14 protein-coding genes are annotated in these 13,961 nt (G+C 72.5%); all 14 read right to left on the bottom strand.

The window, feature by feature from the left end:
* Positions 1 to 79: 79 nt before the first annotated feature.
* Entirely contained in the window at positions 80 to 1,384 is a 1,305-nt protein-coding gene (locus BM165_RS23180; RefSeq protein ID WP_075015901.1) for a C-glycoside deglycosidase beta subunit domain-containing protein, read from the bottom strand.
* Entirely contained in the window at positions 1,381 to 2,886 is a 1,506-nt protein-coding gene (locus tag BM165_RS23175; RefSeq protein WP_075015900.1) for a GMC oxidoreductase, read from the bottom strand. Before BM165_RS23175 ends, BM165_RS23180 begins: the two co-directional genes overlap by 4 nt.
* Complete coding sequence (locus tag BM165_RS23170) at positions 2,883 to 4,394, bottom strand: GMC oxidoreductase (RefSeq protein ID WP_075015899.1); 1,512 nt, start codon at positions 4,392 to 4,394, stop codon at positions 2,883 to 2,885. The genes BM165_RS23175 and BM165_RS23170 overlap by 4 nt, the downstream gene beginning before the upstream one ends.
* Positions 4,391 to 5,422: a sugar phosphate isomerase/epimerase family protein gene (locus BM165_RS23165; protein WP_075015898.1), complete on the bottom strand. Its 1,032-nt coding sequence runs from the start codon at positions 5,420 to 5,422 to the stop codon at positions 4,391 to 4,393. Before BM165_RS23165 ends, BM165_RS23170 begins: the two co-directional genes overlap by 4 nt.
* 2 nt (positions 5,423 to 5,424) lie before the next feature.
* Positions 5,425 to 5,829, bottom strand: coding sequence for a C-glycoside deglycosidase beta subunit domain-containing protein (locus BM165_RS23160; protein ID WP_075015897.1), 405 nt, complete (start codon positions 5,827 to 5,829; stop codon positions 5,425 to 5,427).
* Positions 5,829 to 6,224, bottom strand: coding sequence for a C-glycoside deglycosidase beta subunit domain-containing protein (locus tag BM165_RS23155; RefSeq protein ID WP_075015896.1), 396 nt, complete (start codon positions 6,222 to 6,224; stop codon positions 5,829 to 5,831). The genes BM165_RS23160 and BM165_RS23155 overlap by 1 nt, the downstream gene beginning before the upstream one ends.
* On the bottom strand, positions 6,224 to 7,231 hold the full coding sequence (locus BM165_RS23150; RefSeq protein WP_075015895.1) for a sugar phosphate isomerase/epimerase family protein: 1,008 nt from the start codon (positions 7,229 to 7,231) through the stop codon (positions 6,224 to 6,226). Before BM165_RS23150 ends, BM165_RS23155 begins: the two co-directional genes overlap by 1 nt.
* Before the next feature lie 14 nt (positions 7,232 to 7,245).
* The gene (locus BM165_RS26405; protein WP_280140756.1) at positions 7,246 to 8,271 is read right to left on the bottom strand and encodes an ABC transporter ATP-binding protein; all 1,026 of its coding nucleotides are present in this window, start codon (positions 8,269 to 8,271) and stop codon (positions 7,246 to 7,248) included.
* Positions 8,268 to 8,471, bottom strand: a complete 204-nt coding sequence (locus BM165_RS26400) for an ATP-binding cassette domain-containing protein (RefSeq protein ID WP_280140755.1) — start codon at positions 8,469 to 8,471, stop codon at positions 8,268 to 8,270. Before BM165_RS26400 ends, BM165_RS26405 begins: the two co-directional genes overlap by 4 nt.
* Positions 8,472 to 8,498: 27 nt before the next feature.
* The gene (locus BM165_RS23140) at positions 8,499 to 9,395 is read right to left on the bottom strand and encodes a redoxin domain-containing protein (RefSeq protein WP_075015894.1); all 897 of its coding nucleotides are present in this window, start codon (positions 9,393 to 9,395) and stop codon (positions 8,499 to 8,501) included.
* A complete protein-coding gene (locus BM165_RS23135; protein WP_075015893.1) occupies positions 9,392 to 10,471 on the bottom strand; it encodes a Gfo/Idh/MocA family protein in 1,080 nt (359 codons plus the stop codon). Before BM165_RS23135 ends, BM165_RS23140 begins: the two co-directional genes overlap by 4 nt.
* Before the next feature lie 175 nt (positions 10,472 to 10,646).
* Complete coding sequence (locus BM165_RS23130) at positions 10,647 to 11,480, bottom strand: carbohydrate ABC transporter permease (protein WP_075015892.1); 834 nt, start codon at positions 11,478 to 11,480, stop codon at positions 10,647 to 10,649.
* Positions 11,481 to 11,493: 13 nt separating this feature from the next.
* Positions 11,494 to 12,447 carry a carbohydrate ABC transporter permease gene (locus BM165_RS23125; RefSeq protein WP_075015891.1) on the bottom strand — a complete coding sequence of 318 codons (954 nt, stop codon included), beginning with the start codon at positions 12,445 to 12,447 and terminating at the stop codon, positions 11,494 to 11,496.
* A 64-nt stretch (positions 12,448 to 12,511) separates the two neighbouring features.
* A complete protein-coding gene (locus BM165_RS23120) occupies positions 12,512 to 13,816 on the bottom strand; it encodes an ABC transporter substrate-binding protein (protein ID WP_075015890.1) in 1,305 nt (434 codons plus the stop codon).
* Between the last annotated feature and the right edge of the window lie 145 nt (positions 13,817 to 13,961).

Genomic DNA, 13,961 nt, shown 5'->3' with positions numbered 1-13,961 from the left:
ACGGGGCTGGGGTCCAGGGCGCGCGGGGCGGTCCGCGGAACGGCCGCGGCGTGATCCGTCGGCAGGATCGGGGCACGGGTCAGCCGCGGCCTCGCTGCAGCGATCGCAGCAGGGCGTGCTGGCGACGCACCTGGTCACGGCCGCGGTAGGGCTCCCGCCGTCCCTCGTACTCGCTGGACAGCCAGCCGCTCCAGCCGGCGTCCTCCAGGGTCGGGACGATCTCGCCCCACGGGACGTGCAGGTCGCGCAGCGAGTCGTCGATCTCGAAGAACTTGGCCTGGATGAAGTGCGTGTGCGGCAGGATCTCGACCAGGTCGGACATGGGCACGCGCAGCGGACGCAACGGTGCGGGGATGTCGTCCTCGTCGTCCGTGCCGAGGCTCTCCGCGGCCTCGCGCACGGCGGCGGTCTGGAAGATGCCGGTGTCGATGAGCAGCTTGAAGTGCTCGGTACCGGTCTTCCCGATGAAGTCGACGTACCCCTGGGTGACGGGGTGCTCGATCGGTGTCGGCGAGTGGATCTCCGGGCAGATGACGACGTCGAGGTCGGCGGCCAGGTCGAGCGAGCGCTCGACGACCCGCTCCCAGATCGGGTGCGGGTCGAGGTCCCAGGAGACGACGCCGAACTTCGGTCGCACCGAGGTGAAGCCGAGCTCCTTGGCCAGCCGCAGGTCCTGCTGGAGCTGCTCGGCGCCCTCCTCCGCGGTGAGGTCGCGGCCGGAGAACCGGGTCGTGTCGACCCAGGAGCCGAAGTTCGTGGGCGTGAGGCCGTACTCGGCGACCAGCCCGTGCCAGGAGTCGATCCAGGCCGCGCCGGGCGACGGGTAGCCCGGCAGGTTGCCCTCACCGAGGATCTCGATGCCGGTCGCCCCCAGGTCGGCGATGTCGGCGAAGACGTCCTCGAGGGTCATCGACGTGTACACGTCGCCGGTGTAGCTGTAGGTCGAGACGCAGTACCGCAGGCCGCCGTCGGGCACCGGGGGGACGATCACTCCCGAGCCGGCGATCGCGAACTCCGACCGGGCGATCGGCGGCGGGAAGTACGAGCGCCGCAGGTAGACCGTCGCCTCGAGGCGGTGGACGCCGACGGACAGGCCGCCGGGTTTGGGCACGGTGATGGTGGCCGGCTCGTCGAGCTGCCAGCGGACGTCGGTCGAGGCCCGCAGCTCGTCGAGGGTGAAGGTGCGGCCCTGCAGCATCCACAGCGGCAGGTGGTCGGGGATCCGCTCGCCGTCGACGACGACCTCGATGCCGTCGAGCATGCTGGCCGGCCCGCCGCGGTAGTTGGGGTTGCGCAGCCGGAAGGAGAAGCCCGTGACCCGGCCGTCCTCGACGACGTTGCGAAAGCCCCGCCCTTGGATGATCGGGAACTCGAGCACGGTCATGCCCCTTCTCGGAGTTCGGTGGCCAGCGCCGTGGCCCCGCGCACGGCGAGGGCGACGCTGGTGAGGGTGGGGTTCATGGAGTTGGCGGTCGGGATCAGCCCGTTGCCGGCGAGCACCAAGCCGGGCACGCCCCACACCCGCGACCACGCGTCGCAGACGCTGGTGCCGTCGTCGGTCTCGCCCATGCGGACGGTCCCCATGTAGTGCAGCGAGCTGCCGGCCGGCATGACCCTGGGCATCCCGTCGACGAACTCGCCGAGCGCGGCGGCGGCGCGGGCCTGGTGCTTGCGGGCCCGCTCGAAGTCCGCCTCCTCGACGTCGGTGAGCTCGTAGGCGATGCGGATGCCGGGCAGGCCGTTCTCGTCGGGCGCGTCGTCCTCGAAGGTGAGCCGGTCCTCCGGCCGGGGCCACTTGCGGAGGCCCCAGCCCATGCCGACGTAGCCACCGGGGTTGTCGCGGAACCGGCTGCCCTCCGGCAGTGGTACCGGCGAGACGGGGCTGAACATCATCTGCGCGGAGTACGGGTGCCCGTGCTCCTCGTCGAACGGGATCGCGATGATGGCCCGGATCGGGTCGACCGGCCCGGCGAGGTCCTCCGGCGGCGGCACGACGTCGCCCCGCACCGCCACCACGCCGAAGAGCAGCGGGTGCTCGGTCAGGTACCGGCCCAGCGCCTCGGGGCGGATGCCGGAGGCCCACAGCAGCTGCGGGGTGCGCAGCGCGTCGGCGGCCAGGACGACGACGTCGGCCCGGACCTCCTCCTCCGCGCCGGTGCGCAGGTCGCGCAGCACGGCGCCGACGGCGCGGTCGCCGTCGCGGAGCACCCGCACGCACAGCGTCTCGGCGCGCAGGGTGAACCTGCCGTCGTCGGGCACGCCGTCGAGGACGACGTCGGTGCCGCTCCACCGCAGGGAGCCGTCCGCCTGCGGGTCGGCGGCCACCGGCAGGGGGCGCACCGTGATGCCGTCCGGCGCGAACTCGTCGCGGATCCGCTCCAGGATCGCCGCGGCCTGGGGCGCGCCGTCGAAGCACGGCCGGTGGACGTGCAGCAGCGACTCCGCGACGGCGAGGTGCTGCTCCCAGTCCGCGTCCGCGATGAAGGCGACGCGCTCCGGCCCGGTCGGAGCGGGCGTGGCGCAGGTCCAGTGCACGCCCTGGCCGCCGACGCAGGTCGCGCCGGCCGCCGCGGGCATGCCCGGGGAACCGTCGGCGGCCCGGCCGATGAGGTGGGTGCCCTGCCGCGCGGTGATCGTCCCCTCGACGACCACGCCGCCCGGGATGCCGGAGACGCCGCTCTCGTGCGACCGGCCCTGCGAGGCCAGTCGCGCCGCCGCCTGCTCCTCCGGGGCCGGGACGTTCTTGACGTTCATGCCGATCGGACGGGTCACGACCGGCCCTGCCTCGACCATGAGGACCTCGACGTCCGGGACCTGCTCCAGGAGCAGCCGGGCGTAGGTGGCTCCGGTCGGCCCGCTGCCGACGATCAGTACTCGGGGGGTCATGCGTGCGCCTCCTCGGCGACGGGGGTGGCGGCCAGCGAAGCGGCCAGGGACCGGGCGGTGAGGACACCGAGCGCGACGGCGGTGAGAGTGGGGTTGCAGGCGGTCGCGGTCGGGATGACGTTGTTGCCGCCGACGTAGAGGTTCTCGGTGCCCCACACGCGGCCGGTCGGGTCGCAGACGCTCGTGCCGTCGTCGGCCGCACCCATCCGGGTCGTGCCGAGGTAGTGCAGCGAGCTGCCGGGCGGCATGACGAACGGGTCGCCGAGCGGCTGGCCGAGGGCTCGTGCCGCCCGGCGGACCTCGTCGACAGCCGCGCCGATCGACGCGCGGTCGACGTCGCTGAGCGCGTAGTCGATGCGGATGGCCGGCAGCCCGTGCTCATCGGCGGCGTCCTCGTCGAACCGGACGCGGTTGTCCGGCGAGAGCTCCTTCCGGCAGAACCAGCCGAGGCCGACCACCTGACCGGGACGCACGGTCACGCCCGGGTCGAGCGGCATCGGCGAGGCGTCCATCTGCATGACCTGACCGTGGAACGGCCGGTCGGCGGCGTAGGGCACCCAGGAGACCCCGGAGACGGGGACGATCGCCCCACCCCCGGGCGCGGCGGCCGCCGTGGCCGGGAGGTCGGCGTCGATGGGGGCGTCCGCCGGGACGTACCGCTCGTCCAGGAGCGAGGCGGCCATGACCTGCGGGTGCTCGGTCAGGTACCGGCCCAGCGCCTGCGGGCGGATGCCCGAGGCCCAGAGCAGCTGCGGCGTCCGGAACGCGTCGGCGGCGACGACGACGGCACGGGCGGGGATCTGGTGACGCTCCCCGGAGGCGAGGTCGACTGCCTCGACCCCGGTCACCCGTCCCGCGTCGAGGAGGACCCGCCGGACGAGAGTGCCGGTGCGCAGTTCGACGTCCGTCCGGTCCCACAGGTCCCCCGCGATGATCGCCGGACCGGTCCAGTGCAGCGTGCCGTCCTCGCCCACCGTGACGGCGACCGGCATCGGTCCGGCCGGGCGGCGGTGCGGACGGTCGAACAGCTCGCCCAGCACCCGCTGCACCGCGCCGGTTAGGGGCGCCCGGTCGAAGGCGTGCGTCGTGACGGCGAGCAGCGCCTCCGCGCGGGTCAGCGCCTCGTCGAGCACGGCGGGGTCGACGCAGTCGGGCACCTCGTCGTCCACCGGGCGGGGACAGGCCGCGGTCCAGTGCGCGCCCATCCCGCCGACGTTGGTGGACACCGCGGCGTTGGGCATGTCCGGAGCGCCGACCAACGTCGTCCCCGGCCGGGCCGGCGTGCCCCCCGGCAGGGGGCCGGGGCCGGTGGCGAGACCGGCGAGCAGCCGGTCGCGCTCGTCGACGTCGGCGATGTTCTTGACGTGCCCGCCGGCGGTGTCGCCGAGCGCCTGCCCGGCCTCGAGCACGAGGACCCGCAGGCCGGAGCCGGCGTCGGCCAGCTCGCGGGCGACCGCCGTCCCCACCGGGCCGGAGCCGACGACGACGACGTCGTACGACCCGCTCACCGGGCCACCACCGAGGCCTGGGCCTCGAGCAGCCCCTTGAGCATGTCGTGCTGGGCGCGGACCTGGTCGAAGGCGTCGTAGCGGTCGCTGTACGCGTGCGCCTCGTACTCGCTGGAGATGAAGCCGGTGTAGCGCTGCTCGACCAGCACGCGGGCGACCGTCGGCCAGTCGATGGACGGGTCGGTGAGTCCGTCGGGGCCGTCCACGATCCCGTAGAACTTGCCGTGCACGTGCACCACGTGCGGGAAGAAGTCGGCCCAGCGCTCGGGCTCCATCTTCCCGTGCATCGTGAAGAGCATCCTCAGGTTGCCGACCTGCGCCGGGCTCGCGCCCGCCTCGGCGGCCCGCCGCTCCAGCTCGGGGAACTTGGCCACCGTCGGGCCGGGCTCGGCCCACAGCTGCTTGGTCATGGCCGTCAGCTCCGGCGAGATGCCGGCGGCGCGGTGGGCGTCGTAGACGGCCTCCGGGATGGCCCGCATGCTGGAGCTCATGTCGGGGATGAACCCCAGCCACGGGGTGTCCAGCCGGACGAAGAGCTCCTTGAGCGCGGCCACCGGCGGCGCCTCGATCGTCAGCGGCGCGTGGATCTCCACCCCCACCGCGACGCCGAGTTCCTCGGCCAGGGGCAGGAGCCGCTCCAGGATCGCCGGGCTGGTCTCGACGCCCACCCGGGCGACCGGGAAGCCCAGCGCCGCGGCGCCGCGGACCTGGACGGCCACGTACTCGTGGGACTCGTCGTCGGTCAGCAGCCGGCCCGGGTAGAGCCCGAGGTCGTTGTTGATGGCCAGGCACGAGGGGGTGAGGCCGGAGGACTCGATCACACCGCGGACCTCGCGGACGGCGGCGTCGTCCAGCCGCGGCCAGCCGCGCAGGCTCTGGAAGGCGACCATCTCCAGGCCGGGGCCGAGGTCGCGCGCCGCCACCTCGGCCACCAGCGAGGCGAAGTCGCGGCCGGGCTTGCGCTGCTCCAGGGAGAGGCTGAACAGGGTGGTGCCCAGGCGCGGCAGGCCGGGTGCGGTGTCGGTCATGATCAGGCTCCTGCCGCGGTGAGGGTCTTGTCGGTGAGGCTGGGCGCCACCAGGGGCACCCGGTCCGGGCCGGTGAGGATGTACGGGATCGACAGCCCGAGGAGCAGCCGCACGCGGTGCTCGCGTCCGGGGGCGGTCTCGACGGGCACGTGCAGCAGGACCGGGTCGGTGGTGAACCAGTACTCGTCGCCCTTCTCCGCCAGCGCGGCGAAGGGATGGCGCTGCCCGTTCACGGTGACCGACAGCGAGGAGGGCTCGATGCGCTCCCCGTCCACGGTCAGGTCGACGCGGGCCAGCGAGGGCAGCGGCAGCGCCCGGTACCAGTGCGAGTAGACGGCGATGTCCAGGCCGTCGGGCGTGGCGGTGAGCGAGTCGGCCCGCACCACCTGGTCGTCGAGGGGTCCCATCAGATCTCCTGGGCAGCGAGGGTCAGGCGCTTGGCGTCCCGGCCGCCGCCGGGCACGGGCATGTACGAGATGCGCAGCCGGACGGCGACGGCGACGTCGTGCTCCCCCGCGGCCAGCGGCTCGTCGGTCTCGAAGGCGAGCTGCGCCCGCTCCCCCATCTCCCAGCGGTCGTCGGTGGTGCGCGGCAGCTGGTCGAAGCGGTAGGTGTTCCCGTGCACCGTGAACGTGGTGCGCGCGGCCGGCACGGGCCGGCCGTCGACGACGAGGTCGACGGCCTCGACCATCGACAGCGCCAGGCCCCGGTAGTAGGGCATCCGGACCTCCACGACGCCGCCGGTGCGTCCGTCGTCGAGCGTGCGGAACCCCTCCTCGCACACGATGTACTTGTCGAACATCAGGCGTCCTCTCCGGTGGTCTCGCCGAGCAGGCGGGCGAACATGGCGTGCTGCCGGCGGACCTGCTCGACGCTGTCGACGGGGTGCACGTCCTGGATGTGGCGGTTGCCCTCGTACTCGCTGGACAGGTGGCCGTCGAAGCCGCCCTCGACCAGCACCGGGACGATCCGCTCGTAGGGGATCGAGTACTCGACCTCGTCCTCGGTCATCTCGTAGAACTTCGCCTGGATGTGCCCGATCAGGGGCATGTGCTCGAGCATCGCCTTCGGCTCGCTCCAGATGTAGTGCGTCGCCTGGCGGGCGAGCCCGAAGTCGCCCGGGCCGCCGCCCCGGTAGTTCACGACGTCCATGAGGGCGTGCGTGTCGCCGTGGTCGTCGTAGGTCTTCACGATCAGGTCGACCAGCTCGGGCTTGGCCCCGTCGCGCAGGGCGCGCTCGCTGACCACCCGGGGGAAGCGCTCGACGTAGGTGCCCATGTCGGGCATGAGGCCCAGAGCCGGCGAGCCGGTGCGGTGCATGACCTCGAGGTGCTCGAGGATCCAGGGGTGCTCGTAGTGGAAGGGCGCGTGCACCTCCAGCAGCAGCCGGACACCCTGCTCCTCGGCATAGGGCGCCGCCTCCTCCATGACCTCCGGCGGCGTGTTGATGATCGCCCGCACGATGCGCGCGCCGAGCCGGACGGCGATGTCGACGTCCCGGCAGACCGAGGCCACCTGCTCCTCGCGGGACAGCCAGCGGTCGCGGTGCAGCTTCGTGTCGAGGAAGAGGTCGGTCGCGACCGGCGCCGTCCCGTACCGCTCCATCCAGGAGAACCACTGCTCGACGAACTCGTCGGTCAGGGCGGGGAACCCGGGGACCATCTGCTCGGGGATGATCTCGATGCCCGTCGCGCCGATCTCGCCGGCGACGCGTAGGCAGTCCTCCACGGACATCGTCCGGAGGAAGTACTCCTCCTGGAACGAGTAGAGGCTGACGCCTCGCTTGATCTGGTGTGCCGATGCGCTCACGGGATCCCTCCCCGTCAGGCGGTCGCCGCGGCCAGGCGCGGGGACTGCGGGGCGATGGCCTGCCCGGTGGACAGGTCGAAGAAGTGCAGCGCCGAGGGCGGGACGGCGAACTCGGCCCGGGTCCCCTCGCGGACGGGAGTGGTCCCGGGGATGCGGGCGTGGAGGACCGACCCGCGGCCGAGGGCACGCAGGTCCTCCGCGGCGGCCTGGTCGATGTCCGCGGCGATCTCGAGGGTGGCCTCGGTGACCACCGGCTCGGCGTCCACGCGCAGGTGGATGAGCTTCTCCGGCGGCAGGTTCTCCACCAGCTCGACGTCGGCGAGCAGGCGCGGCCAGGTGGGGTCGGCGCCGGCGGGGTCGCGCAGCGCCTCGGGGCGCAGGCCGAGCGCGACCGGCGTGGCGTCGGCGCCGGCGAGCGCCGGGAAGGCGTCGAGCGTGCCGGCCGGCAGCGCCAGCCGCTGGGAGCCGAGGACGAGTTGGTGCCCGGCGCCCGCGCGGGTCACCGTGGCGCTCATGACGTTCATCGGCGGGGAGCCGATGAACTCCGCGACGAAGAGGTTGGCCAGGGCCTCGTAGAGCTCCTCCGGGGTGCCCAGCTGCTGCAACACGCCCTTGCGCAGGACGGCGATCCGGTCGCCCATGGTCATGGCCTCGACCCGGTCGTGGGTGACGTAGAGCGTGGTGGTGCGGTACTCGCGCTGCAGGCTGCGCATCTCGGCGCGCATCCGGCCGCGCAGCTTGGCGTCGAGGTTGGACAGCGGCTCGTCCATCAGGAAGGCCTGCGGCTGGCGGACGATCGCCCGGCCCATGGCGACGCGCTGGCGCTGGCCGCCCGACAGCGCCTTGGGCTTGCGCGCGAGCAGTTCGGTCAGGCCGAGCGCGTCGGCGGCGCGGTCCACCCGCTCGCGCACCTCGGTCGTGGCCATGCCCGCGCACTGCAGCGGGAAGGCGATGTTCTCCCGGACCGACATGTGCGGGTGCAGGGCGTAGCTCTGGAAGACCATCGCGGTGTCGCGCTGGGAGGGGTGCACCTCGTTCACGACGCGGTCGCCGATGAGCAGCCGGCCGTCGGAGATCTCCTCCGGGCCGCGGCCATGCGCAGCGCAGTGGTCTTGCCGCAGCCGGAGGGACCGACGAGGACGAGGAACTCCCCGTCGCGGATGGCGAGGTCGAGCTCGGCGACGGCCTGCGTCCCGTCCGGGTACCGCTTGGTGATGCGGTCGTACGTGATCGATGCCATGACTGCTCCTGCTGCGGGATCGGGTGGTCAGGACGGGCTGTCGGCGGGAGCGGGCTTGCGCGGGTCCACCCAGTGCGGGAGGTCCCAGGGGCGGGCAAGGGCCTCCCGGAGCCGGCCGGCGAGCTCGGCCGTGTCCGGGAGGGGGGAGCTGCGCCCGTCGTCCCGGCCGTAGACGCGGCAGGTGAGGGCCGGCGGGGTGTCGACGGGGAACAGGTCGCGCCGACCGACGGCGAAGGTCGGTGAGCCGGGGAAGCCGAGTTGCGCAGCCTCCTCACGGGTGCGGACCTCGCGCTCGACGACGGTGACCTCGTCCCGGCCGAGGTCGGCGAGGGTCTCGCGGAGCAGGTCGGCGGCACGGTCGTGCGTCGGGCACCCGCTCCACCAGAGGAGCTCGACCCGCCACTTGATCGAGCAGCCCGCCGGCGAGGTCACCGGGAGGGCGACCTCGCGGCCGGCGAGCACGTCGTCGAGGGCGGCCCGGAGCCAGGCGGCGTCCTGGGCCGGGTCGTCGTGGTCGCCGTCGGGAGCGCCGTGGTACCTGACCGTCCCGGCGTGGTCCACGACGAAGACCTCGGGAGTCGCGGTCGCACCGTAGGCCCGGGCGGCCAACTGCTCGGCGTCACGGAGGAACGGACCGGCGAGCTCACCCGCGGCGACCCGCCGGCGCATGCCCTCGGGCGAGTCCTCGGGGTGGTCGGCGTCGTCGTTGCTGACGACCTGCAGCACCGCGACGTCGCGGTCGGCGTAAGCACGGGCCACGTCCTGGATGCGTGCGTGCCAGGCGAGGGCGAACGGGCAGCCGCTGGACGTGAAGACGACGACCGTCGCGGCGTGCGCCCCCGGGTCGAGCCGGACGTCCTCCCCCGCGGTGTCCGCGAGGACGAAGAGCGGCGCCGGGTCGCCGACGGTCAGCCGGGCGGTCACGCGGCGACCTCCACCCAGGTCTGCGTCGCGGCGGACTCGAGGACGGCGGCGGTGATCCGGGCGGCGCGCACGCCATCGCCGAAGGTGGGCAGCCCGTCGGGGGCGGAGCCCGCGACGGCGGCGTGGGTGTCGGCGACGAAGGCGTCGAAGCAGTCCTGATACCCCTGCGGATGGCCGCCGGGGACGACGGAGTACCGCGCGGCGGCCGGGCCCTCGCTGCTGCCGCGCAGCAGCTGCCGGTTCACCTCGCGGCCGCCGATCCACAGCGAATCGGGGTTCTCCTGGTCGAAGCACAGGCTGTCGGCCGCGCCGTCGACGGAGAACCACAACCGGTTCTTGCGACCGGGGGTGACCTGGCTGATCGTGACGTTGCCGGCTGCCCCCCGGTCGGTCTCGAAGAGGACGACGGCGGCGTCCTCGGTGGTCACCGGTCGCCCGCCCCGCTCCGGGTGGACGGTGAGCAGCCGCGCGACCAGGCGCGTGATCCGGTGGCCGGAGACGAACTCGACGAGGTCGCACCAGTGCACCCCGATGTCGGCGAAGGCCCGTGAGGCACCGCCGGTGGCGGCGTCGACCCGCCAGTTCTCGTCGGTGGCCTCGGTCAGCCAGTCCTGCAGGTAGGAGCCGTGCAGCAGACGCACGGGCCCGGCGCTCCCGTGGGCGACGCGGGCGCGCGCCTCGCGCACCGTCGGGTAGAAGCGGTACACGAACGGCACCGTCGCGGTGACCCCGGCCGCCGTGGCCAGGTCCCACAGCTCCTGCGCCTCCGCGGGGTCGACCGCCAGGGGCTTCTCGCACACGACGTGCTTGCCGGCAGCGAGGGCCGCGCGCACCAGCGGCCCGTGCGTGGCGTTGGGCGTGCAGACGTGGACGACGTCCACGTCCTCGGCTGTCAGCAGCTCCTCGACGCTGTGTGTGGCCGACTCGGCGCCGATCCGCTCCCGGCCCTCGCGCGAGGACTCCGGGGTGGAACCGGCGACACGGGTGACCACTCCGCCGCCGCGGCGGACCGCGCGGGCGTGCACGGTGCCCATGAAGCCGGTTCCGACGATGCCGGCCCGGATCCGATCGCCCACGGGGTTCTCCTTCGGAGGGGTGCGGAGGTCAGAGACGTGACCTGTGACTCAAACTTCTTCCGAATGCCGGAGAAAGTCAATGGCAAGGGGTCATGCTCGTGCTGATGCACGGCATCGACTGCGTGGATGGACGGCCGGACGCAGGGGATTCCTCCGCGGGAGGTCCCCCGCGGGGCTACTTGATCCCGCCCGCGAAACCCTGGATGAAGCGCTTCTGCGCGAACAGGTAGAAGGCGAGGATCGGGACCATCGAGATGATCACGATGGCGAAGATCTTGTTCCAGGCCGAGACCAGCGAACCGACGTAGTAGTACATCGACACCGGCAGCGTCTGGTTGTCCGAGCCGCCCAGGAAGATCAGCGCCGAGAAGAAGTCGTTCCACACGATGAGTCCGGCGAGGATCGCCACCGTGCCGGTGGCCGGCGCCATCAGCGGCAGCACCACCCGGAAGAACACCCGCCCCGGGCTCGCGCCGTCGAGCGCCGCGGCCTCTTCGTAGTCACGCGGGAGGTTGCGGAAGAACCCGGCGTAGAGGAACACCGCCAGCGGCATCAGGCTGCCGACGTAGAGCACGATCATCCCCCAGAGGGAGCCGACCAGGCCGACCTGTCGCGCACCGATGTAGAGCGGGATGAGGCCGAGCTGCGTCGGCAGGATGATGGCGACGAGGAACAGGTAGAAGGCCACGCTCCCCCACCGCCGCGTCGTGCGGGCCAGCACGTAGGCGGCGAGCGAGCCGAAGGCCACCAGTCCCGCGATGCTCCCTGCGGTGATGACCACGCTGTGCAGCAGCGCGAGCAGGATGTCGTTGTCGCCGCCTGCCGTGAGCACCTCGGCGAAGTTGTCCACGGTCGGCCGGCTCGGCGGCGCGGACGTGCCCGTGGTCAGCAGTTCCTCGTCGGGCTTGAGCGCGGTGATGACCAGGAAGTAGAACGGCATCAGCGTCAGCAGGGCGGCGATCCAGACGATCCCCTCGCGGAGAGCCGTCGCCTTGGTGTAGCGGAACATCGAGCAGGCTCCTTCAGGAACGATCGCGGGTGGCCGCCTGCTGCAGCACCGAGAAGACGAGCATGATCACGGTCAGCAGGAGGGCCAGGGCGGCGCCGTAGCCGAAGTTGCTCAGCGCGAAGGTCTCCTTGTAGACCTGCGTGGCCAGCGTCTCCGTGGCTCCGGCCGGCCCACCGCCGGTGAGCGCCATGACCTGGTCGAAGACCCGCAGGCCCTGGATCAGCATCAGCGTGGACGCGATGGCCACCGACGGGCGGATCGAGGGCAGCGTGATGTGCCGGAAGCGCTGCCAGGTGCTGGCGCCGTCGAGCGCCGCGGCCTCCTCGATCTCCGTCGACACGGTGGCCAGTCCGGCGAGGTAGATGACCATCACCATGCCGGTCGTCTGCCAGGCCATGACGACCAGCACGGCCCACAGGGCCAGGGTCGGGTCGGCCAGCCAGGTTCTCGGCGCGGCGCCGAACCAGGCGAGCACCCCGTTGAGCGGCCCGTTGAAGTCGAAGATGAACTTCCAGACGTAGGACACGGCCAGCGGGCTGAGCACCACCGGCATGAAGAACAGCACCCGCAGCAGGTACCGGGTCTTCAGCGTCCGGTTGAGCGCCAGGGCCAGGAGCAGTCCGACGACGTTGGTGAGGACCAGGAAGCCGAAGGCCAGGAAGAGCGTGTTCTCCAGGGACCCGATGGACGCGGGGTCCTCGAAGATCCTCCGGAAGTTTTCCAGACCGACGAAGTCGAAGTCGCCGATCCCGGTCCAGTTGGTGAAGGCGTAGAGCGCGCCGCCGGCGGTGGCGACGTAGTGGATGAGGAGCACGGCCAGGACGGCAGGCAGCGCCCACCACCAGCGGCCGTAGGTGATGAGCGGCCGGCTGCGCCGGGAGCGGGCGGGTTGCCCACCCCCGGCGGCCGGGACCGATCCCCGGACGACTGGACCGGTGTCCTGCGGGGTGCCCATGGTTGCGGTCATCGTCAGTCCCTCGGTGCGTCCGGAGGTGCGGTCGGGAGATCGTGCCGGGGTCAGCCGGCTCGGGTCACTGGTCCCAGGCCTGGTCGATCGACTCGAGCACGGACTGGACGTCGCCCTGGCCGGCCAGCAGACCCTGGACACCGGTCGACAGCGCGTCGTAGACGCCGGGGTTGGGCCAGGCCAGGTTCGGCAGGGGCGCGTAGTCCCCGTTCTCGAGGAGGTCGGCCACCGGCTCGTACACCGGCGAGAGGTTCTCGTCCGGACCGGTGATCGCGACCCCGCCCTGGAGCTCGACGAAGCGGGCGGCGTTCTCCGGCTCTGCCATCCAGGCCAGGAACTCGCGCGCGGCCTCCTTGGCACCCTCGTCGGCAGATGCATTGATCGACAGCGCGTAGTTCGGGCTGGCCAGCAGGAAGGGGTCCCCGCCGTCGGCAGCCGGGAACGGCTGCACCTGCAGGTTCAGCCCAGGGCTGGCGTTGGCCAGCTCGGTGGCGGCGGCGCCGGGCACGAACGCGCCCAGTGACGTGCCCTGCGTCAGCCCCTGGGTGATGGCGTCGAAGCCGCCGCCCGCCGCACCCTGCTGGAAGCAGCCGGCCTCGTTCATGTCGACGATCGTCTGCAACGTGGCCTGCCAGCCCTCGCTGTCGGCGAAGGTGACGTCACCGGCCGAGCGCTGCTCGTTCCAGTCCGGCGTCTCGGCGTACACGCGGGTGGCGGAGATGGCCATGGCCATGAGGCCCATGTTCGGCGGTGCGGAGCCCGCGACCGCGAGGAAGGACTTGGACTCGTCGGCGAGCGTGCCGCATGCGTCGAGCATGGCCGTCTGGTCCTCGGGGATGTCCACGCCGGCCTCGGAGGCAGCGCTGGAGTTCCAGACCATCCCGACGGGGATGATGCTGGTGGGCTGCGCGTAGACCTTGCCGTCGATCTCGAACAGCGACTCGTTGCCCTGGGGGATCAGCGACGCGGACTCCTCGCCGAGTTCCTCGATGTAGCCGGCCTCGGCCAGGGGCAGGACGGCGTTGGCGTTGCCGGCGCCGGGCGAGAACATCATCACGTCGGGAGCGCTACCGCCCTGCAGCTGCGTGCGCATGGACAGGCCGTAGCTGTCCGGCGGCAGACCCTGCGTCTCGATCTCGACCCCGGTCTCCTCCGCGTACTGGTCGGCGAGGAGCTGCCAGGGGTTCTGCTGCCCACCCGAGGCGTTCTCGAACGCGAAGGAGAAGCTGTCGGCCGAACCGGAACCGCCGGAGCCGCCGGAGCCGCCGTCGTCCCCGCCACCGCAGGCGGCGAGCGTCAGCGCACTCAGGGCCGGGACGGCGACGAGGATCCCGACGCGGCGGAGCCTCCGGTGACGGTGCTGGGTCATGTGTTGCCTCTCTCCACGTGTCCGGCGACCGGACGACGACTGCGACGGTGGTTCCGAGCGCCGCGTCGGGTCCGAGCCGGATCCCGTCCGCGTGATGGCAACCACATACTTCTGCCAGTCGCCGGAGGAAGTCAATGCGACGGAG

Source organism: Geodermatophilus obscurus (genome assembly GCF_900115395.1).
GTDB lineage: Bacteria > Actinomycetota > Actinomycetes > Mycobacteriales > Geodermatophilaceae > Geodermatophilus > Geodermatophilus obscurus_B.
Note: the sequence above shows the minus strand (reverse complement) of the source record. Positions and strands in the feature narration are given on the sequence as shown.